Genomic DNA, 20,293 nt, shown 5'->3' on the forward strand with positions numbered 1-20,293 from the left:
GACGATATCGGGGGACATCGCTCATCAGTAGTGCGAGCGGATACTCGCCCCACGCCGCTGTGGGAGCACATGACTGTTAACATTGTGTTACAGCGTGGGCATGAAATCAAGGGTTTCCTGCCGGCAATCTGATTTCTGGAGTCACCGTGCGTTCATCTGCCGTCGCCACCGCAGCCGCGGCGGTGCTCGCCCTCGAGGGCGCCGCCCTCCTCGTCTTCGCCGTCGTCGAGCTGTTCGGTCTCGGCAGGGGCGAGGCGGCCTCGCTGCCCACGGCGCTCGCCCTGATCGTCCTCACTCTGATCGGCGCCGCCGCGCTGGTCGCGTTCGCGATCGGTACGCGGCGGGGGAGGACCTGGGCCCGTTCAGGCGGGATCGTCCTGCAGGTGCTCGCGCTTGCGCTCGCCCTCGCGTCCCTGACGGTGCAGCCCGTGGTCTGGGCATTCGTGCTCGGGGTCGGCATCCCCGCGCTCGTCGGTTTCGTGCTGCTGATCGCGGCGACGCGCGCCGGGGCCGGCGCAGAGCGCGCGGCAGAACCTGCGGGTGACGACCAGGAGACCTGATCAGGCGTCGACGCCGAGCAGCTTGCGCAGCCGAGCGACGTGGCCGGTCGCCTTCACGTTGTACAGCGCCGTCGTGATCACGCCCTGCTCGTCGAGCACGAACGTCGAGCGGATGACGCCCTCGACGACCTTGCCGTAGTTCATCTTCTCGCCCCACACGCCGTAGGCGCTGTGCACCGCGTGGTCGGGGTCGCTGAGCAGCGTGAAGGTGAGCCCGTCGCGTTCGCGGAACTCGGCGAGCTTCGCCGGCTCGTCGCGCGAGATGCCGACGACGCGGTACCCGGCACCCTGAAGCGACCCGATGCTGTCGCGGAAGTCGCACGCCTGCGTCGTGCACCCGGGCGTCATCGCCGCCGGGTAGAAGTACAGGATCGTCCGCTGCCCGTTCAGATCCGCGAGCCGGACGGTCGTGCCGTCCTGGTCGAGGAGCGAGAAGTCGGGGGCGGGGGTTCCGGGTTCCAGGCGCAGGTTCGTCACGCCACCAGCCTACTTGGCGTCCCTGCTGTCGGCCTTGTCGGCGAAGGTCTGCAGCAGGCGCTGCAGCGAGTCGAGGCGGGCGAGCTCTGCGGGGCCGAGCTCGCCCCGTTGCGCAGCCTCGATCAGCGCGCAGTCCGGCGCGTCGACGAGATGCGTGCAGCCGCGCGGGCAGTCCTCGGCGATCGCGGCGAGCTCGGTGAACGCCGCGAGGATGTTCGCCGGGTCGACGTGTCCGAGGCCGAAGGACCGGACGCCGGGGGTGTCGATCACCCAGCCCGTGCCTGCGGCGTTCTCATAGCGGAGCGACACGGTCGACGACGACGTGTGACGGCCGCGACCGGTGACCTGGTTGACGTGACCTGTGGCGCGTCCGGCCGACGGGACGAGGGCGTTCACGAGCGTGGACTTGCCGACGCCCGAGTGCCCGACGAACACCGTCGAGTGCCCCACCAGCTCGGCGCCGATCGCGTCCGTGGGCATCTCACCGCGTGCGCTCGTGAAGACCCGCAGATCGAGCCCGTCGAAGTGCGACAGGAAGGGTGCCGGGTCGGCGAGGTCGGTCTTCGTCACGACGAGGAGCGGGCGGATGCCGGCATCCAGCGCCGCGACCAGATAGCGATCGACCAGCCGCGGGCGCGGCTCCGGGTCGGCCGCGGCGACCACGATGAGCATCTGGTCGGCATTGGCGACGATGACCCGCTCGACCTGATCGGTGTCGTCGGCGGCGGCGCAGCAGCGAGGTGCGCTCGGCGGTTCCGACGATCCGAGCGAGGGTGCCCTCCGCCCCCGAGGTGTCGCCGACGACACGTGCCTGGTCGCCCGTGACGATCGGCGTGCGACGGAGTTCGCGCGCCCTGGTGGTGGTGATGACCCGCTCGTCGGGCCCGCCCTCGTCGACCATGACGCTGTAGCGGCCCCGGTCGACCCCGAGCACGCGGCCGATCTCGGCATCCTCGTGCGCGGGGCGGCGCTTGGTCCGCGGGCGGTTCGCCTTCGGGTTCGGGCGCGTGCGGATGCTGCTCTCGTCGAACTCCTCGTACTCGTCGTCGAAGTCGTCGGGGCCCAGCCAGCTCACGCGTTCGCGCTCCCCGGCTGCGCGCCTGCGAGCATCCGATCCCACAGCCGGGTGAACTCCGGAAGCGTCTTCGCGGTCGTCCCGATGTCGTCGATGACGACGCCAGGCACGCGCAGGCCGATCAGCGCACCGGTCGTCGCGATCCGGTGATCGTGGTAGGCGGCCCACGCGCCGCCGCGCAGGGGCCGCGGGGTGATGCGCAGCCCGTCGGGGAGCTCCTCGGCCTCGCCGCCGAGCGCTGCGAGGTCCTCGATCAGTGCCGCGATGCGATCGGTCTCGTGCAGGCGGATGTGCCCGATGCCGCGGATCGTCGTCGGGCGGTCCGCGAAGGCGGCCAGGCCCACGATCGTGGGTGTCAGCTCGCTCGCGGCGGACAGGTCGAGGTCGAGGCCTCGGATGCCGCCGCCGGCGCGCACCGTCATGGTGCCGCTGTGCCGGCCGACGTGCGCGCCCATCGCCTGCAGGATGTCGGGGAGCAGGGCACCGGGCTGCGTGGAATGCAACGGCCACCCGGTGACGGACACCTCGCCGCCGGTGATCATCGCCGCCGCGAGGAACGGCGCGGCGTTGGACAGATCGGGTTCGATCGCGATCTCCTTGGCGCGGGGAACGCCGCCCTCGACCAGCCACTCGCCGGGGGCGGGCCGCTCGATGCGGATGCCGCGGCGGCTGAGCGATTCGATCGTCATGTCGATGTGCGGCAGGCTCGGCAGGTGCTCGCCGGTGTGCACCAGGTGCAGCCCCACGTCGAAGCGGGGAGCGGCCAGCAGCAGGCCCGAGACGAACTGGCTCGAAGAGGAGGCATCGATCTCGACCCGTCCGCCGCGGATGCGACCGTGCCCGCGGACGGTGAACGGGAGGGCCCAGGTGCCCTCGTCGTCGATGTCGACGCCGAGGTCGCGCAGCGCGGTGATCATGGCGCCCATCGGCCGATGCAGCGCGCTCTCGTGCGCGGTCAGGTGCACGTCTTCGGCGGCGAGACCTGCAAGCGGGGTGACGAAGCGCATCACCGTTCCCGCCTGGCCGCAGTCGATCGTCGTGCCGCCGCGCAGAGGGCCAGGGGTGACGGCGAGGTCGGGTCCGAACTCGCCGTCACCCTCGACCTCGTCGATCCGGATGCCGAGAGCGCGCAGCGCATCGATCATCCGGCGGGAATCGTCCGAGTGCAGTGGCGCGATCAGGCGCCCTGGACCGTCGGCGATCGCGGCGATCATGAGCTCTCGGTTGGTGAGCGACTTCGACCCGGGGATGGTCAATGTCGCATGCACGGCCCCGGCGGCGGCGGGCGCCTCGTACGCGCCCGTTGCGGGTGAAGGGGAATAGGTCGTGTCGCTCATCGGTTCCAACCTTAGTGAATGGCCCCGAGAACCCTGAGAGGAGGGGAATGATCGCGACGCTGGAACGCGAGGTCGCGGACGTCGTCGGCCTAGACTGGCCGGTGATGGATGACACGACCCCCGCAGACACCCTCGGCGACGCTCAGCGCCAGTTCGAGGAGCAGGCGATCCCCTTCATGGATCAGCTGTACGCCGCAGCGATGCGCATGACGCGCAACCCTGCGGATGCCGCCGATCTCGTGCAGGAGACGTTCGTCAAGGCGTTCGCCTCGTGGTCGTCGTTCACGCAGGGGACGAACCTGAAGGCGTGGCTGTACCGCATCCTCACGAACACGTACATCAACATCTACCGCAAGAAGCAGCGTGAGCCGTTCCAGGGGACGATCGACGAGCTCGAGGACTGGCAGATGGGCGGTGCGGAGTCGACCACGGCGTCGCACAGCCGCTCGGCCGAGGCCGAGGCGATCGATCGCATGCCTGCGTCCGTGGTCAAGGATGCGCTGCAGGAGGTCCCCGAGGACTTCCGTTTGGCTGTGTACCTGGCCGATGTCGAGGGATTCGCCTATCAGGAGATCGCCGACATCATGAAGACCCCCATCGGCACCGTGATGAGCCGTCTGCACCGTGGCAGGCGGATGCTGCGGGAGCTGTTGGCAGATTATGCCGCCGAGCGAGGGATCGCGGCGGCCAGCACGAGGAGCACGAAATGACCGATTGCGGCTGTGAGAAGGCCCGACTCGATCTGGAGGAGTACCTCCGCAACGAGGTCTGCAAGACCGAGCACGCGCAGATACGCGAGCACATCGAGAACTGCCCGTCCTGCCAGGGTGAGGCGCTCGTCGCCAGCACCCTGACCGAAGTCGTCGCCCGCGCCTGCAAGGAGTCCGCTCCCGAGGAGCTCCGCGACCAGGTCCTCGCCAAGCTGCGCGAAGCCCAGGTCGCCGCTCACTGACGCCGCTCCGGGCGCCTCCCATAGGCTGGGACGATGACCGACGCACGCCAGATCCCCGTCGACCCCGCATCCGCCGAGCGCCTGGCGGGTCAGAACCTCACCTATCGGCTCGTCGACACCGAATCGGATGCCGATGCCGATGCCTTCCTGCGCGCGGACGCGCGCGGCTTCCTCGACGGCGAACCCGAGGCCGATGTCGTCGCGGCCGACCGCGAGGGCATCAAGGACCGCCGCAACATCGGCGTCTTCGAGGCCGAGGCTCCGGTGGGCACCTGGCCGGTCGCCACCATCAACTCCTGGGTCACACCGCTGACGGTGCCCGGCGCAGAGATCGACATGTGGGCCATCAGCTCGGTGACCGTCTCCGGTACTCATCGCAGGCGCGGGATCGCGCGGGCGCTACTCGAGGGAGAACTGCGCGCCGCAGCATCCGCCGGTGTACCGATCGCCGGGCTCACGGCCTCCGAGGCGACGATCTACGGGCGGTACGGGTTCGCGCCGGCCGTGCCTGTCGCGAAGCTCACCGTCGATACCCGCCGTGCCGGCTGGAACTCTCCCACGCCGGCTGGCCGGCTCGAGTACGTCGACAAGGATGCGCTCAAGACCACTCTCGCCGCAGTCCATGACGTCGAACGCACGCAGCGCGCCGGCCAGATCGCCGGTTGGGAGCGGCGCTGGGGGCGCATGACGGGTGTCGAGCCGGGCAACTCCTCGGCAGCCAAGGTGCGCGGCGTCCGCTACGTCGACGAGAACGGAGACGTGCGCGGCGTGCTGGTGTACACGCTCGAGGACATTCCCGCGGTGTTCCGGTCCGAGATGCGCATCGCACTGCTTTCGGCTGTGACGCCCGACGCGCTGACGGCGCTGTGGGGATTCGCTCTGCAGCACGACCTCGTGGACACGGTCACCGCCGATCTGCGCCCGATCGACGATCCGCTTCCCTGGCTCGTGCGCGATCCGCGCGGCGTCGAGGTGTGTGTGCACGATCACGGTTGGCTGCGGATCCTCGACGTTGCGGCCGTCCTCGAAGCTCGCACCTATCGGGCGCCGCTCGACCTCGCGCTGCGCGTCGACGACGGTCTCGGATTCGCAGCCGGAACATGGCGGCTGACGATCGCAGACGGCCGCGCCGTCGTGAGGCCATCCGACACGGCGGCTCCGGATGCCGTGCTCGACGTCGCGACCCTCTCGGCCCTCTACCTCGGCGGTGTCAGCGCCGCCCAGCTGCGCTCGGCAGGGCGACTGCAGGCGAGCGCAGAGGTCGCGGGACTCATCGACGATGCATTCCGCGCCGTGCAGGCGCCCGTCCTCGGCATCTGGTACTGAGGGTGGACGCCGCAGCGGTCAGTCCAGGGTCAACGCGCGGCGCAGGATCTCCGCCTGCTCGGCCGCGTGCACCTTCGACGAACCCGTCGCAGGTGATGCCGAGGCGGCACGCGAGATGACGCGGAACCCACGCTCGCGCACCTTGTCGAACTCGAGGGCCAGGAACGGCCAGGCACCCTGGTTCTCGGGCTCGTCCTGGACCCACACCAGTTCGGCGTTCGGGTACGAATCGGTGATCTGCCTGAGCCCGTCCAGCGGCGTGGGGTAGAGCTGCTCGAGGCGCACCAGGGCGACCCGGTCGTCGGGGTTCTTCTCGAGCTCGCTGCGCAGGTCCCAGTGGATTTTGCCCGAGTGCACGAGCACGCGCTTGACGGCGTCCTTGTTCAGCTGACGGTGGTCGTCCAGCAGGGGCTCGAAGCGGCCGCTGGTGAAGTCCTCGACGCTGCTGGTCGCGCCGCGCAGACGCAGCATCGCCTTCGGGGTGAAGACGATCAGCGGCTTGCGCGGGCGTGCGTACGCCTGCCGGCGCAGCAGGTGGAAGTGCGAGGCAGGAGTCGAGGGGCGAGCGACGACCATGTTCTCCTGCGCGCACAGCTGCAGGAAGCGCTCGATGCGCGCGGAGGAGTGGTCAGGGCCCTGACCTTCGTAGCCGTGGGGGAGGAGGAGGGTGACGCCGGACTGCTGGCCCCACTTCTGCTCGGCCGATGAGACGTACTCGTCGATGACGGCCTGAGCGGTGTTGGCGAAGTCGCCGAACTGCGCCTCCCACAGCACGAGCGCTTCGGGCGCCTCGACCGAGTAGCCGTACTCGTACCCCACCGCGGCGTACTCGCTCAGCAGTGAGTCGTAGATGAAGAAGCGGCCCTGGTTGTCGGAGAGATTCGCCAACGGCAGCCACTCCTGGCCGTTCGTGCGGTCGTGCATCACGGCGTGCCGCTGCACGAACGTGCCGCGGCGCGAATCCTGGCCGGCCAGGCGCACCGTGGTTCCTTCGACGAGCAGCGATCCGAACGCGAGGAGTTCGCCGAAGCCCCAGTCGATGTTGCCGGTCTTGGCCATCTCGACCCGCTTGTCCAGCAGCTGCTGGATCTTCGGGTGCACGGTGAAGCCTTCGGGCTTGTTGCCGAAGGCCTCGCCGATGAGCGACACGATCTCGTTCGAGATCCCGGTGACGTCCGGTGCGCCGACGACCTCGTCGACCGGCGAGACCTCCGGTGCGATCGGCGTTGCGCCGGTCTCGGCGGCGTGCGTCTCGGCGAAGGCGATCTCCAGGCGGTTCTGGAAGTCCTCCTTGGCCTGCTCGTACTCCTCTTCGGTGATGTCGCCGCGACCGACGAGGGCCTCGGTGTACAGCTTGCGCACCGAGCGCTTGGCCTGGATCAGGTCGGTCATGAGCGGCTGCGTCATCGACGGGTCGTCGCCCTCGTTGTGACCGCGTCGGCGGTAGCAGACGAGGTCGATCACGACGTCGCGGTTGAACCGCTCGCGGTACTCGAACGCGAGCTGCGCAACGTGGATCACCGACTCGGGGTCGTCGCCGTTCACGTGGAAGATCGGGGCCTGGATGGTCTTCGCGACATCGGTCGCGTACACCGAGGTGCGCGCATCCGTCGGCGTCGTGGTGAAGCCCACCTGGTTGTTGACGACCACGTGGATCGTTCCGCCGGTGCGGTAGCCGCGAAGCTGCGACATCTGCAGGGTCTCGACGACGACGCCCTGGCCGGCGAAGGCCGCGTCGCCGTGCACGAGGATCGGCAGCCACGAGAACGTGCCGATGGGCTTGCGGTCCTGCTTGGCGCGGACGATGCCCTCGAGCACGCCGTCGACGGTCTCGAGGTGCGACGGGTTCGCGGCCAGGTACACGGGCAGCTCAGACCGGTCATCGGCGACGAACGTGCCCGCGGTGCCGAGGTGATACTTCACATCTCCCGAGCCACGCTGGTTGCCGGGCATCTGCGTGCCCTCGAACTCGCGGAACACCTGACCGTACGTCTTGCCGGCGATGTTCGTGAGCACGTTCAGCCGACCGCGGTGGGCCATGCCGATCGCCGCGCCGTCGAGGCCTGCGGTGGCCGCGCCCTGGAGGATCTCGTCCAGCAGAGGAATCAGCGACTCGCCGCCCTCGAGCGAGAACCGCTTCTGCCCGACGAACTTCGTCTGCAGGAACGTCTCGAACGCCTCGGCCTCGTTGAGCTTGCGGAGGACCCGCAGCTGCTCGTCGTGGCCCGGCTTCTGGTACTTGACCTCGACCTTCTCCTGGAACCAGCGGCGCTGCTCCGGGTCCTGGATGTGCATGTACTCGATGCCGAGCGTGCGGCAGTACGAGTCGCGCAGCACGCCGAGGATGTCGCGCAGCTTCATGACGCGCTTGCCGCCGAAGCCGCCGGTGACGAACTCGCGGTCGAGGTCCCAGAACGTCAGCCCGTGGTTCTCGATCTCGAGGTCGGGGTGCGAGCGCTGGACGTACTCGAGCGGGTCGATGTCGGCCATGAGGTGGCCGCGGACGCGGTAGGAGTTGATGAGCTCCTGCACGCGGGACTGCTTGTCGACGCGCTCGGCGAGGTCGACGGCGATGTCGGCGTTCCAGCGGATCGGCGCGTACGGGATGCGCAGGGCCGCGAAGACGTCGTCGTAGAAGCCGCGCTGCCCGATGAGCAGCTCGTGCACCTTCTTGAGGAACTCGCCCGAGCCCGCGCCCTGGATGACGCGGTGGTCGTACGTGCTCGTGAGCGTGATGGTCTTGCCGATCCCGAGCTCGGCGAGCGTCTTCTCGCTTGAGCCCTGGAACTCGGCCGGGTACTCGAGGGCGCCGGCGCCGATGATGCAGCCCTGGCCCTTCATCAGACGCGGCACCGAGTGCACGGTCCCGATCCCGCCCGGGTTGGTCAGCGAGACCGTGGTGCCGGCGAAGTCGGCGGCGGTCAGCTTATTGCCGCGGGCGCGGGTGACGAGGTCTTCGTACGCGGCGAGGTACTCGGTGAACGTCAGGGTGTCCGCGTGCTTGATGCTGGGCACCATGAGCGCACGAGTGCCGTCGGGCTTGGGCAGGTCGATCGCGATGCCGAAGTTGATGTGTGCTGGGGCGACGACGGAGGGCTTGCCGTCGATCTCGGCGTAGAACACGTTCTGGCTGGGGAACTCCTTGAGCGTCTGGATCAGAGCCCAGCCGATCAGGTGCGTGAAGCTGACCTTGCCGCCGCGCGAGCGCGCCATGTGGTTGTTGATGACGATGCGGTTGTCGATCATCAGCTTCGCCGGGATCGTGCGCACGCTGGTCGCGGTGGGAACCGTGAGCGACTGATCCATGTTGGCCGCGAGGGTCTTGGGCATGCCGCGCAGGACGGTGACCTTGTCCTCGTCCTCGGCCGTCTCGTCGGCCGGCTTCGCCTTCGGCTCGGGCTTCGGCGCCTGAGCGGGGATGGGAGCCTGCTTCGCCGGCTTGGCGGTGGTCCTGGCCACCGGCTGCGTCCCGATCACGGGGATCGGCGCGGTGACGGGGTGCTGCTCGTTCGCCTGGCTCGTCGCGGGGGATGCAGGAGCTGCGGATGCGGCATCAGGGGAGTAGTTCTCGAGGATCGGCCACCACTCCTTGTCGACGGAGTTGCGATCGGTCTTGAACTGCTCGAAGAGTTCGTCGACGAGCCACGAAGTGGCGCCGAAATCTCCGTCGTCCGAACCCCCGACGCCGGTCACCTGGTTCGCCACGCGCTATCGCCCTCTTTCATCGCTGAAGATCTGTGTGTGCACGCGAGTTCGGGAGGCTCCCGGGTCCGCGCATCCTGCCCTCTAGCCTAACGTGTTCCTCCACCCCGGCACCCCTCGTGACGCACCGCGGAGGAGCGGGAAAAGCTACCGTGGAGATATGAAGTTCGTCACAGAGCAGCCCGCCGTCGATCTGACGTATTCGGACGTCTTCCTCGTGCCGAGCCGCTCGGGCATCACGAGCCGTCTCGAGGTCGATCTCGCTCCGCAGGACGGCACCCCCGCGACGATCCCGCTCGTCGCATCGAACATGAATTCGGTGACCGGCCCGAGGCTCGCCGCCGTACTGGCCCGTCGAGGCGGTCTCGGCGTCCTGCCCCAGGACATGCCCCTGCAGGAGCTCGATGCGGCGATCCGCGAGGTCAAGGCGCAGCCGGTGGCCTGGGACACCCCGCTCGTGCTGTCGCCGTCCGCGACGGTGGCCGACGCGCTGGAGCTGATCCCGCCGGTGAGTGGGCACGGTCTCGTCGTGGCCGAGGGCGCCGGGCGGATCGAGGCATCGGCCGTGCGCGGCATCCTGCCGGCCACGCGCCTGGCGACCGCGCTTCCCGATGCGCAGCTGGGCGACCTCGTGCACACCGGCAGTCCGGCGCTCGAGGCCGCGGACGTCGGCGACGCCCGCGCCGCCTTCGACGTCATCACCGAGACCGGCGCGGACCTCGTCACGATCATCGATCACGGTCACCTCGTCGGCACGCTCAGCGCGCGCAGTGCGCTGCGCTCCACTCTCTACGGGCCCGCGGTCGATGCGGACGGCCGCCTCGCGGTCGCCGCCGCGGTGGGTATCAACGGCGACGTCGCGGAGAAGGCGCGGGCCCTGGCGGCCGCCGGAGTCGACGTACTCGTGATCGACACGGCGCACGGACATCAGGAGGGCATGCTGCGCGCCCTCGCCACCGTGTCGTCGTTGAACCTCGGCATCCCGCTCGTGGCCGGCAACATCGTCACGGCCGACGGTGCGAACGACCTCGTCGACGCAGGCGCGTCGATCCTCAAGGTCGGGGTCGGACCCGGCGCCATGTGCACGACCCGCATGATGACGGCGGTGGGGCGCCCGCAGTTCTCCGCGGTGCTCGAGACCGCCGAGGCGGCGAAGGCGAGCGGCGCGCACGTGTGGGCCGACGGCGGCGTGCGCTATCCGCGGGATGTGGCGCTCGCGCTCGCCGCGGGCGCCGCGTCCGTCATGATCGGCTCGTGGTTCGCCGGCACGATCGAGGCGCCGGGGCGCCTGCAGGCGGATGCCGATGGACGGGTCTACAAGGAATCGTGGGGCATGGCCTCGACCAAGGCCGTGCAGGCGCGCTTCGGCCGCCTCGACGCCTACGAGCGGGCGCGCAAGGAACTGTTCGCCGAGGGGATCTCCTCTTCGAGGATCTACCTCGACCCGCTGCGGCCGGGCGTCGAGGACCTGCTCGACATGATCACCTCGGGTGTGCGCTCGTCGTTCACCTACGCCGGGGCCTCATCCGTGCCCGAGTTCCATGACCGCGCCCTGGTGGGACGGCAGTCGGCGGCGGGCTACGAGGAGGGCAAGGCTCTGCCGGTCAGCTGGTGACCGGGATTCACAGCGGAATCAACGCAGGCGCGGCGAGCGACTCGCTAGAATCTTTCCATCATGGACGACCCTCCCAGTTGTAGTACCTCGCCCCACTGCCCGCGCTTGCACTCCGAGGAGGGGAGCGTCTGATGGATTACGTCATGCTGGGCGTGGGGCTCCTGCTCACGGTGGGGACGGGTCTGTTCGTCGCCAGCGAGTTCGCGCTCGTCAACCTGGACCGCGCTGAGCTCGAGGCGAGGCAGGCGCGCGGCGAATCACGGCTGTCGTTGACGATCAGCGCGCTCAAGCACACCTCCACCCACCTCTCGTCCGCGCAGCTCGGCATCACACTGACCACGCTGCTGACCGGCTACACGATGGAACCGGCGCTGTCGAACCTGCTGCGGCCGGTGCTGACCGGTTGGGGGATCGCTGAAGCCGTCGTCGCTCCGATCGCCACGGTCGTGGCGATGCTCGTCGCCACCGTGCTGTCGATGATCCTCGGCGAACTCGTCCCGAAGAACTTCGCCCTCGCGATCCCGCGTCAGACGGCGAAGCTCGTGGTGCCGTTCCAAGTGGCCTTCACCACGGTATTCAAGCCCGCGATCCTGCTCCTCAACGGAAGCGCCAACGGCATCCTGCGCTCGATGGGCATCGAGCCCAAGGAGGAGCTCTCCGGAGCCCGTACGGCCGAGGAGCTCTCGTCGCTCGTGCGCCGCTCCGCCAGCGCGGGCGTGCTCGAGGCCGACACCGCGACCCTGCTCGACCGCAGCCTGACCTTCGCCCGCCTGTCGGCCGCCGACGTCATGACGCCCCGCCCGAGCATGCACGCGATCGCCGCGAGCGACTCGGCGGAGGATGTCATCCAGCTCGCCCGCCGCACCGGCCACAGCCGCTTCCCCGTCTACGAGGACGATCTCGACGACATCACGGGCGTCGTGCATCTGAAGGCCGCCGTCTCCGTGCCGCGCGAGCGTCGCAGCGAGGTGCCCGTCGGGGCGCTGTCGACCGAGCCGCTGCGTGTGCCCGAGACGCTGCACCTCGACGTGCTCATCTCGGAGCTGCGCGCCAAGGGATATCAGCTCGCGATCGTCGTCGACGAGTACGGCGGCACCGCGGGCATCGTGACCCTCGAGGATCTCGTGGAGGAGATCGTCGGCGAGGTCTCCGACGAGCACGACCGCAGCCGTGCCGGCGTCGTCCGCGGACGCGACTCCATCACGTTCCCCGGCGAGCTGCGTCCGGATGAACTCAAGAACAGGACGGGCATCGACGTGCCGGAGGGCGATGTGTACGACACCGTCGGCGGATACATCATGAGCGTGCTCGAGCGCGTGCCGTCCACGGGCGACGAGGTCGCCCTCGACTCCGGCGTCCTCCAGGTCGTGCGCATGGACGGCCGTCGTGTCGATCGCATCCGGTACACGCCGGAGCCGGTCGATGCCGCGAGTGAGGAGGTGACACGATGAGCGACTGGATGGGAATCGTCTGGCTCGTGATCCTGCTCGTCGCGAACGCCTTCTTCGTCGGGGCAGAGTTCGCCGTGATCTCAGCGCGCCGATCGCAGATCGAGCCGCGTGCGGAACGGGGCTCCCGTGCGGCGAAGACAGCGCTGTTCGCGATGGAGCACGCGACGCTCATGCTCGCCACCTCGCAGCTGGGCATCACGATCTGCTCGCTGCTGATCCTGAACGTCTCAGAGCCCGCCATCCACCATCTGCTGGCCGTGCCGATGCACGCCCTCGGGTGGGCCGAGCCCGTCGTCGATATCACCGGCTTCGTGATCGCGCTGGTGCTGGTCTCGTACCTGCACGTCGTGTTCGGCGAGATGGTCCCGAAGAACCTCGCGTTCTCGGTGCCGGACCGGGCCGTGCTCATGCTCGCACCTCCGCTGGTGTGGATCTCGAAGGTGTTCCACCCCGTCATCTGGTTGCTCAACGCCGCAGCCAACGCCGTGCTGCGCCTGTTCCGCGTCGAGCCGAAGAACGAGGCGGCATCGACCTTCACGATCGACGAGGTCGCGACGATCGTCGACCAGTCGCGCCGTGAGGGCGTGCTCGCCGACGCCTCGGGCGCGGTGGCCAACGCGGTCGAGTTCACCGACAAGAAGGCGCGCGACGTCGCAGTCGGACTCGGCGACCTCGTCACCCTGCCGCAGACGACGACGCCCGACGACATCGAGCGCGCGGTCGCCCGGTACGGCTTCTCGCGCTACGTGATCGTGGACGACGATGGCGCCCCGATCGGGTACGTGCACCTCAAGGACATCCTCCGGGCCTCGGAGGGGGAGGATGCCGCGTCGAAGGCGGCGGCCCCGATCCCGTCCAAGCGCATCCACCACATGGTGCCCGTGCAGGAGGACACCGATCTCGAGGACGCCCTCGCGATCATGCGCCGTGCGGGACGGCACCTGGCGAAGGTGCGCAACGCTCAGGGTGAGACGACCGCGGTGCTCTTCCTCGAGGACATCATCGAAGAGCTCGTCGGGGAAGTGCAGGATGCGACGCGGCGGGTGCACGGCCGCTAGCTCATCGGCCGCCAGGCCGCCGCAGGATCAGCGCCAGCGAGCGCGCAGGTACTGCGGCGGCCAGGTGGTCTCGGCGCCGAGCTCATGCGCGGCACGAAGGCCGAAGTGCGGATCGCGCAACCACTCGCGGCCGGCGAAGACGGCATCCGCCGAACCGCTCGCGAGCACCTGCTCGGCCTGTTCGGCCGCCGTGATCAGCCCGACGGCGCTGACCGGGATCCTCCCGCTCTGCCGGACCGTCGCCGCCAGCGGCACCTGGTAACCGGGGTGCACGTCGATGCGCTGATGCGCGACGAGTCCGCCGCTGGAGACGTCGATCAGGTCGGCGCCGCGGGCGATCGCCCAGTCCGAGACCTGCGCGGCCTCGTCGGGGGTGAAGCCGCCATCGGCATGGTCGGTCGCCGAGATCCGCACGAAGACGGGCACCGCGTCGCCGGCTGTCTCGCGCACCGCGTCGAGCACGCGCAGCAGCAGCCGCGCCCTGTTCTCCAGCGTGCCGCCATACTCGTCGGTGCGCAGGTTCGACAGCGGCGAGAGGAACTGGTGCAGCAGGTATCCGTGTGCACCGTGCAGCTCGAGAACGTCGAACCCGGCATCCACTGCGCGTCTCGCCGCCGACGCGAAGCCCGCGACGACGCGTTCGATGCCTGCGGCATCCAGCGCGACCGGTTCCGCGAAGCCGTCGAAAGCGATGGCGGACGGCGCGACCGTCTGCCAGCCGCCCTCGCTCGCGGGAACCGACCCGCGCTCGTCCGCCCACGGCCACCACGTCGACGCCTTGCGCCCGGCGTGCGCGAGCTGGACGCCGGCGACGCCGCCGCGGTCGTGGATCGCTTGGACGATCGGCGCCCAGGCGTCGCGCTGCTCATCGGTCCAGATCCCGGCGTCGCGCGGGGAGATGCGGCCCTCCGGTACGACCGCGGTCGCCTCGGCGACGATGAGGCCGGCGCCGCCGGACGCGAATTGCGCGAGATGCGTGTGGTGCCACTCCTGCACGACGCCGTCGACGGCGCTGTACATGCACATGGGCGACACCCACAGTCGGTTGCGGAAGGTCACGGAGCGGATGCTGAGAGGGGAGAACAGGAGAGTCACTCTTCGACCGTAGTGCCGCAGCGGCCGGGGTCGGCGCGATAGCGTGGAACCCATGGTCGACGTACGCGAATGGTCCCGTGCGGACACCGTGACGCATCTGCGCGTGCCGACCGCAGCCGACGACAAGTATTCACGGGGCGTCGTCGCCCTGCGCACCGGCTCGGACGCGTATCCGGGTGCGGCGGTGCTCGGCGTCGAGGCCGCCTGGCGCACAGGAGCGGGATTCGTGCGCTTCGTCGGAGACGGCCGCGCCGCGGATGCCGTGATCGCCCGGCGCCCGGAGACCGTGACCGGTCGCGAGGTCGGGGCGACGCGGGTGGACGCCTGGGTCATCGGGTCCGGCACGTCCGCTCAGGACCGTGCTCCCGAGGAGGAAGCAGCACTGCGGAGCATCCTGAACAGCGACGCTCCCGTGATCGTCGATGCCGGCGCACTGGAGCTCGCCGCGCGCAGCCGTGCCCCGAAGATCATCACCCCGCACGCCGGCGAATTCGCCCGGCTGCGCCAGACACTGCGTCTGCAGCCCGACGGCGACCGCGCCGCCCAAGCCGTCGAGGTCGCCGCGCTCCTGGACGCCGTCGTCCTGCTCAAGGGCGCGACCACGCTCATCGCCGGCCCCGACGGCGTCGTCCTCTCGACGGCGTCGGCGCCATCCTGGCTGGCCACGGCCGGAGCAGGCGACGTGCTCGCCGGCGTCCTCGGCGCTCTCGTCGCTGCGAATCCGACCGCACCGCTCGCCGAGGTCGCGGCATCCGGCGCCTGGTTGCACGGCTACGCCGCGACCCTGGCCGCCGGGCGCACCGGAGGTCGACCCGGGCGCCCGATCGTCGCCCTGGACGTCGCCGAGCACGTGCCGACCGCGATCGGGGACCTGCTGTCGTGAAAGCGCGCGTCGCGGCCGCATGGGCCGCCTTCCTCGCCGCGCACGTGCTCATCGCGTGGCTCGGCTGGGGGCTTCCCACCCAGCCGATGGGCGATGTCGTCCTCGTCTACCAGCCGTGGTCGTCGGCGGCGCTCAGCGGGGGCCCGATCGTCGGGATCACGGAGTCGGGGGTGTATCCGCAGCCGGCCCTGCTGCCGATGCTCCTCACGCAGCTGATCGCGTGGCCGCTGAACGGCGTCGTCGGCACGACCGGCGCCTACCTGATCGGCTGGGCCGTGCTCGTGACCGCGGTCGATGCGGTCGGCTTCGGGGTGCTCGTCGGCCGGACCGGTACGGCGGCGCGGCGTTCGGCCGGCTGGTTCTGGACCACTGCCCTCGTGCTGCTCGGGCCGATCGCGATGTACCGCATCGACGCGATCACCGTGCCCCTGGCCGTGATCGGCGGATGCTGGCTCGTGAAGCGCCCTGCCGTCGCCGCCGCGATCCTGACATTCGCCGCCTGGATCAAGATCTGGCCCGGTGCGCTCGTCGTCGCGGCCGTGGTCGCGGCGAAGGCTCGGATGCGGATGCTGCTCGCCATCCTCGCCGTCATCGCCGGGATCATCGTGGTCCTGTTCGTCCTCGGAGCGGACCGCCACCTGTTCGGGTTCGTCTTCGAGCAGACCGGCAGGGGGCTGCAGATCGAAGCGGTCGCGGCGACTCCGTTCCTGTGGCTGGCGACGGCGGGAGCGGCATCCATCGACTACAGCTACGAGATCCTCACCTTCCAGATCGGGGCGCCCGGCGTCGAGATCGTGGCGGCGCTTCTGACCCCGCTCATGGCGCTCGCCGCAGCAGGAGCGGCCGTGTACGGGACGATCAAGGCCGTGCGCGGAGCATCCTTCCCGAGACTGTTCCCACCCCTCGCGCTCACGATCGTGACGGTGCTCATCGTGACGAACAAGGTCGGCTCACCGCAGTTCCAGACCTGGCTGATCGCGCCGATCATCCTGTGGATCCTGCTCGACCGGACTCATTCGGGTCTGCCCGCCGGGCTCGCGCTCGCGATCAGCGCGCTGACGTTCCTCGTCTACCCGCTGACGTACGCCGGTCTTCTGGCGGCTGAGACCGTCCCGATCCTCCTGCTCACCCTCCGCAACGCGCTCGTCATCGTCCTGCTGATCGTCGCCGTGCGTGCACTGATCCGCGTTCCGTCCACCCGGGGATCGTCCCCGCAGAGAAACTGAGGTCCACCATGCTCATCGCCTTCTCCGTCGCCCCGTCCGGCACCGGCAGCGCCGATGCCTCCGTGCACGACGCGGTCGCCGCAGCGGTCGCGGTCATCCGGGCCTCCGGGCTCCCGCACCGGACCACCAGCATGTTCACCGAGATCGAGGGCCCGGACTGGGACACCGTGATGGACGTCGTCAAGCGCGCCACCGAAGCGGTCATGCCGTTCGGCTCGCGGGTCTCGCTCGTGCTCAAGGCCGACATCCGACCCGGGTACTCCGGTGAGCTCGACGCGAAGGTCGACCGGCTCGAGGCCGCGATCTCCGAGCGCGAGGACTCGCCCTCCTGACCGCCGGTACGATGGGCTGGTGACTCACTCCTCGACTGTTTCGAGGGGTTCGGCGATGATGGCGCTCCTCTCTCTCGCCATCGGCTCCTTCGGCATCGGCATGACCGAGTTCGTCGTCATGGGGCTCCTGCCGAACATCGCACAGGACCTGCTGCCGGCGCAGTGGGCCGTGTCCCACGAGGAGGCCATCGGGCAGACCGGTATCCTCATCTCGCTCTACGCGCTCGGCGTGGTCATCGGTGCCCCGACGATCGCGGGGATGGTCGCGCGGTTCCCGCGGCATCGCGTCATGCTCGGTCTCGCCATCGCCCTGACCGTGTTCAACGCCCTCACCGTCTTCATGCCCACCTTCGGGCTCGTCGGCGCCTCGCGACTGCTCGCCGGTCTTCCGCACGGCGCCTACTTCGGCATCGGGGCGCTCGTCGCCGCCGATGTCCTCGGCCCGGGGAAGCGCGCGCAGGGCGTCGCGTTCATCCTCACCGGGCTCACCGTCGCGAATGTCGTCGGAGTGCCGCTGGGCACCTTCCTCGGCCAGCAGTGGGGTTGGCGGACGGCGTTCCTCGTCGTGGCCGTGGTCTTCGCGCTCGCCGCAGTCAGCATCGCCGCGTTCGTTCCGAAGCATCCGGGCGAGCCGGGACGCACCCTGCGCTCCGAGCTCGGCGTGTTCCGGGTCGGACAGGTCTGGCTGACGCTGGGGATCGGGGCGATCGGCTTCGGCGGCTTCTTCGCCGTGTACAGCTTCATAGCCCCGCTCGTCACGGACGTCGCCGGCTCACCGGAGTGGGCGGTGCCGATCGTGCTCGTGATCGTCGGTCTCGGCATGACGGTCGGCAACCTGCTCGGCGGCTACATGGCCGACCGGGATCTTCGGCGGACGCTCATCTTCGGCATGGGCGCCATGGTGGTCGTGCTCGTGCTGCTGGCGCTGCTGTCGTTCCAGATCGTGGTGCTCGCCGTGCTCGCGTTCGGGGTGGGCCTGGTGTCGTCGGTGCTGAGCCCGGCGATCCAGACCCGCCTCATGGACGTCGCCGGCGACAACCAGTCGATCGCAGCGGCGATGAACCATTCCGCTCTCAACATCGGCAACAGTCTCGGTGCCTTCCTGGGCGGAACGGTCATCGGGCTGGGCTGGGGCTTCACCGCCCCGGCGTGGACGGGAGCGGTTCTCGCGCTCATCGGCCTCGGCATCCTGACCATCGCCTATCGCGCCGAGCGGGTGGCTGTGGCCGCGTAGGCTGGCGGCATGGATGAGACCCTGCTCGTCGGCGGCACGACCGTACTGCTGCGGTCGACGGAAGCGGGACTCCAGACGCTCCTCATACGGCGTCCTGAACGCGGGTCCTTCGCCGGCGCCTGGGTGTTCCCCGGCGGCGTGACCGAGGAGGCCGATGCCGCAGGCGCCGCGACCGAGGTGCAGACCGCGGAGCGCGCGGCCGCCAGGGAGTGCGAGGAGGAGGTCGGCGTCCGGCCGGAGCGCCTCACAGCGCTGTCGTGCTGGGTGCCGCCCGTCGAGGCGCCCAAACGGGTGCGGACGTGGTTCTTCCTCGCCCAGGCCCCGGATACCGCCGTGCGCGCCGCACCCGACGAGGTGGTCGACGTGCAGTGGATCGCCCCCGCCGACGCCCTCCGACGTCACGCCGACGGCGACATGGTGCTCTACCCGCCGACCTGGATCACGTTGCGCTGGCTTGCGGCTCGATCCTCCGTCGACGAGGCGGTCGCCGCGGCATCCGCACCGGAGCGCTACACGACTGTGCTGCTGGGCGGAGGCGTCTTCGTGTGGGAGGGGGATGCGGAGCATCCGGCGGGCGGCACGGGGCGTCACCGGCTGGACACGTCGTCCTTGCCCTGGATCCACACCCGCGACTGATTCAGGCGGTGAGCAGGCGTCGGAGCTGACGACCCACGGCGTCCGTCTCGATGAGGAAGCCGTCGTGTCCGAAATCGCTGGTGAGGACGACCGCCTCATTGCCGTCGAGCGTGTTCGGGATGCTCCGCGCGATGCGGTGCTGACCGTCGACGGGGAACAGCCGGTCGGTGTCGATGCCGAGGACCAGCGTGGTCGCTGTGACCGACTGCAGTGCGCTCTCGACACCGCCGCGACCGCGGCCGACATCGTGCGAGTTCATCGCCTCGACGAGCGTCAGGTAGCTGTTGGCGTCGAAGCGGCGGGTGAACTTGTTGCCGTGGAAGTCGAGGTAGGACTCGACGGCGAACCGGCCGCCTCTGCCGAGAGGAGAGACCTCGGACTGCCACGAGCGCTGGAAGCGCTGGTTCAACTCGATCGGACTGCGGTAGTTGAGCAGCGCCATGCGGCGAGCGAGCGCGAGACCGCGGTGCGGGCCCTCGCCCGTGCTCTGGTCGTAGTACTCGCCGCCCTGGAAGCGCGGGTCGATGCGGATGGCCTCGAGCTGCACGGAGTTCAACGCGATCTGGTCGGCGGTGTTCACCGGGGGAGAGGAGAGCACGGCGAGCCGCGCGACGCGCTCGGGGTGCGCGACACCCCACTCCAGGGCGTGCATCCCGCCCATGGAGCCGCCGACGACGGCCGCCCAGCGATCGATGCCGAGCGCATCGGCGAGCCGGACCTGCGCTGCGACCTGGTCCCGGATCGTCAGGTACGGGAAGCGGGAGGCCCACTCGTAGCCGTCGGGGGCGACGCTGGCCGGCCCGGTCGAGCCCTGGCATCCGCCGAGCATGTTCGGGGCGATGACGAACCAGCGGTCGGTGTCCAGCGGCGCGCCTGGTCCGACGATGTCCTGCCACCAGCCGTCGGTGGGATGCCCCGGCCCTGCGTCGCCGCGGACGTGACTGTCGCCGGTGAGCGCGTGCAGCACGAGGATCGCGTTGTCGCGGGCGGCGTTGAGCTCGCCCCACGACTCGTAGGCGACGCGGATGCAGGGAAGCTCCTGCCCGCTCTCGGTGCGGAAGGCGCCGAATGCCGCGAAGCGCCGCTCGCCGACGGGGTCGCCGTCGCGCCAGGCGCCGGTGACCGGCGGGCGGGCTCGCAGGAGACGGGCGTCGTCGTCGGTGACGCGCGCCGACGGCACCGTGTCCTCCGACGTGCTCTGCCAGTCCATGCATCCATTCTCTCGGCTTGTGCCCGCCCGCGGGCGAACGTTACGCGTGCCCGCGGGCGGAAAACGCAGAAACGCACGAATCTCGCAGAGTTCAAGAGAAAGTCTGCGAGATTCGTGCGTTTCT

The 20,293-nt window shown here is 69.7% G+C and carries 17 protein-coding genes and 1 pseudogene; 12 read left to right on the top strand and 6 right to left on the bottom strand.

Annotation, left to right across the window (positions count from 1 at the left end; genetic code table 11):
- Positions 1-146: 146 nt before the first annotated feature.
- Positions 147-560: a hypothetical protein gene (locus HWX58_RS05270; protein WP_175985958.1), complete on the top strand. Its 414-nt coding sequence runs from the start codon at positions 147-149 to the stop codon at positions 558-560.
- On the opposite strand, the gene bcp is transcribed toward HWX58_RS05270, so the two are convergent.
- The 3 genes and pseudogenes from bcp to aroA form a co-directional block, all read right to left on the bottom strand.
- Positions 561-1,037 carry a thioredoxin-dependent thiol peroxidase gene (bcp, locus tag HWX58_RS05275; RefSeq protein WP_175985959.1) on the bottom strand — a complete coding sequence of 159 codons (477 nt, stop codon included), beginning with the start codon at positions 1,035-1,037 and terminating at the stop codon, positions 561-563.
- Between the two features lie 9 nt (positions 1,038-1,046).
- Positions 1,047-2,112: pseudogene (gene rsgA / locus HWX58_RS05280) on the bottom strand (ribosome small subunit-dependent GTPase A).
- On the bottom strand, positions 2,109-3,449 hold the full coding sequence (gene aroA, locus HWX58_RS05285; protein WP_175985960.1) for a 3-phosphoshikimate 1-carboxyvinyltransferase: 1,341 nt from the start codon (positions 3,447-3,449) through the stop codon (positions 2,109-2,111). Before aroA ends, rsgA begins: the two are co-directional and overlap by 4 nt.
- 47 nt (positions 3,450-3,496) lie before the next feature.
- On the opposite strand from aroA, the gene HWX58_RS05290 reads away from it, so the two are divergent.
- From HWX58_RS05290 to HWX58_RS05300, 3 genes are read left to right on the top strand one after another with little or no spacing between them, the layout of a single operon-like run.
- Positions 3,497-4,159 carry a sigma-70 family RNA polymerase sigma factor gene (locus tag HWX58_RS05290; protein WP_175985961.1) on the top strand — a complete coding sequence of 221 codons (663 nt, stop codon included), beginning with the start codon at positions 3,497-3,499 and terminating at the stop codon, positions 4,157-4,159.
- Positions 4,156-4,401 carry a zf-HC2 domain-containing protein gene (locus tag HWX58_RS05295; RefSeq protein WP_175985962.1) on the top strand — a complete coding sequence of 82 codons (246 nt, stop codon included), beginning with the start codon at positions 4,156-4,158 and terminating at the stop codon, positions 4,399-4,401. The genes HWX58_RS05290 and HWX58_RS05295 overlap by 4 nt, the downstream gene beginning before the upstream one ends.
- 33 nt (positions 4,402-4,434) lie before the next feature.
- On the top strand, positions 4,435-5,727 hold the full coding sequence (locus HWX58_RS05300) for a GNAT family N-acetyltransferase (protein WP_175985963.1): 1,293 nt from the start codon (positions 4,435-4,437) through the stop codon (positions 5,725-5,727).
- An 18-nt stretch (positions 5,728-5,745) separates the two neighbouring features.
- Here HWX58_RS05300 and HWX58_RS05305 read toward each other — a convergent pair whose 3' ends face one another.
- A complete protein-coding gene (locus tag HWX58_RS05305) occupies positions 5,746-9,432 on the bottom strand; it encodes a multifunctional oxoglutarate decarboxylase/oxoglutarate dehydrogenase thiamine pyrophosphate-binding subunit/dihydrolipoyllysine-residue succinyltransferase subunit (protein ID WP_175985964.1) in 3,687 nt (1,228 codons plus the stop codon).
- Between the two features lie 157 nt (positions 9,433-9,589).
- On the opposite strand from HWX58_RS05305, the gene guaB1 reads away from it, so the two are divergent.
- From guaB1 to HWX58_RS05320, 3 genes are all read left to right on the top strand, one after another.
- The gene (guaB1, locus tag HWX58_RS05310) at positions 9,590-11,044 is read left to right on the top strand and encodes a GMP reductase (protein ID WP_175985965.1); all 1,455 of its coding nucleotides are present in this window, start codon (positions 9,590-9,592) and stop codon (positions 11,042-11,044) included.
- A 131-nt stretch (positions 11,045-11,175) separates the two neighbouring features.
- The gene (locus HWX58_RS05315) at positions 11,176-12,495 is read left to right on the top strand and encodes a hemolysin family protein (RefSeq protein WP_175985966.1); all 1,320 of its coding nucleotides are present in this window, start codon (positions 11,176-11,178) and stop codon (positions 12,493-12,495) included.
- Positions 12,492-13,553 (top strand): hemolysin family protein, encoded by a 1,062-nt coding sequence (locus HWX58_RS05320; protein WP_175985967.1) that lies wholly within the window; start codon positions 12,492-12,494, stop codon positions 13,551-13,553. Before HWX58_RS05315 ends, HWX58_RS05320 begins: the two co-directional genes overlap by 4 nt.
- 27 nt (positions 13,554-13,580) lie before the next feature.
- Here the strand turns inward: HWX58_RS05320 and HWX58_RS05325 are convergent, their stop codons facing one another.
- The gene (locus HWX58_RS05325) at positions 13,581-14,648 is read right to left on the bottom strand and encodes an NADH:flavin oxidoreductase/NADH oxidase (protein WP_175985968.1); all 1,068 of its coding nucleotides are present in this window, start codon (positions 14,646-14,648) and stop codon (positions 13,581-13,583) included.
- A 52-nt stretch (positions 14,649-14,700) separates the two neighbouring features.
- Between HWX58_RS05325 and HWX58_RS05330 the strand changes: the two genes are divergently transcribed.
- Genes HWX58_RS05330 through HWX58_RS05350 form a run of 5 tightly spaced genes read left to right on the top strand, consistent with a single transcriptional unit; the run spans position 14,701 to position 18,959 of the window.
- Positions 14,701-15,531: an NAD(P)H-hydrate dehydratase gene (locus tag HWX58_RS05330; protein WP_175985969.1), complete on the top strand. Its 831-nt coding sequence runs from the start codon at positions 14,701-14,703 to the stop codon at positions 15,529-15,531.
- Positions 15,528-16,757, top strand: coding sequence for a hypothetical protein (locus HWX58_RS05335; RefSeq protein WP_175985970.1), 1,230 nt, complete (start codon positions 15,528-15,530; stop codon positions 16,755-16,757). Before HWX58_RS05330 ends, HWX58_RS05335 begins: the two co-directional genes overlap by 4 nt.
- 8 nt (positions 16,758-16,765) lie before the next feature.
- Complete coding sequence (locus tag HWX58_RS05340) at positions 16,766-17,089, top strand: thiamine-binding protein (protein WP_175985971.1); 324 nt, start codon at positions 16,766-16,768, stop codon at positions 17,087-17,089.
- A gap of 55 nt (positions 17,090-17,144) precedes the next feature.
- The gene (locus HWX58_RS05345; protein WP_175985972.1) at positions 17,145-18,323 is read left to right on the top strand and encodes an MFS transporter; all 1,179 of its coding nucleotides are present in this window, start codon (positions 17,145-17,147) and stop codon (positions 18,321-18,323) included.
- A 9-nt stretch (positions 18,324-18,332) separates the two neighbouring features.
- Positions 18,333-18,959 (top strand): NUDIX hydrolase, encoded by a 627-nt coding sequence (locus tag HWX58_RS05350; protein ID WP_175985973.1) that lies wholly within the window; start codon positions 18,333-18,335, stop codon positions 18,957-18,959.
- Between the two features lies 1 nt (position 18,960).
- Here the strand turns inward: HWX58_RS05350 and metX are convergent, their stop codons facing one another.
- Complete coding sequence (metX, locus tag HWX58_RS05355; RefSeq protein WP_175985974.1) at positions 18,961-20,169, bottom strand: homoserine O-acetyltransferase MetX; 1,209 nt, start codon at positions 20,167-20,169, stop codon at positions 18,961-18,963.
- Between the last annotated feature and the right edge of the window lie 124 nt (positions 20,170-20,293).

Origin of the sequence: Microbacterium tenebrionis (assembly GCF_903645325.1) — a bacterium.
GTDB lineage: Bacteria > Actinomycetota > Actinomycetes > Actinomycetales > Microbacteriaceae > Microbacterium > Microbacterium tenebrionis.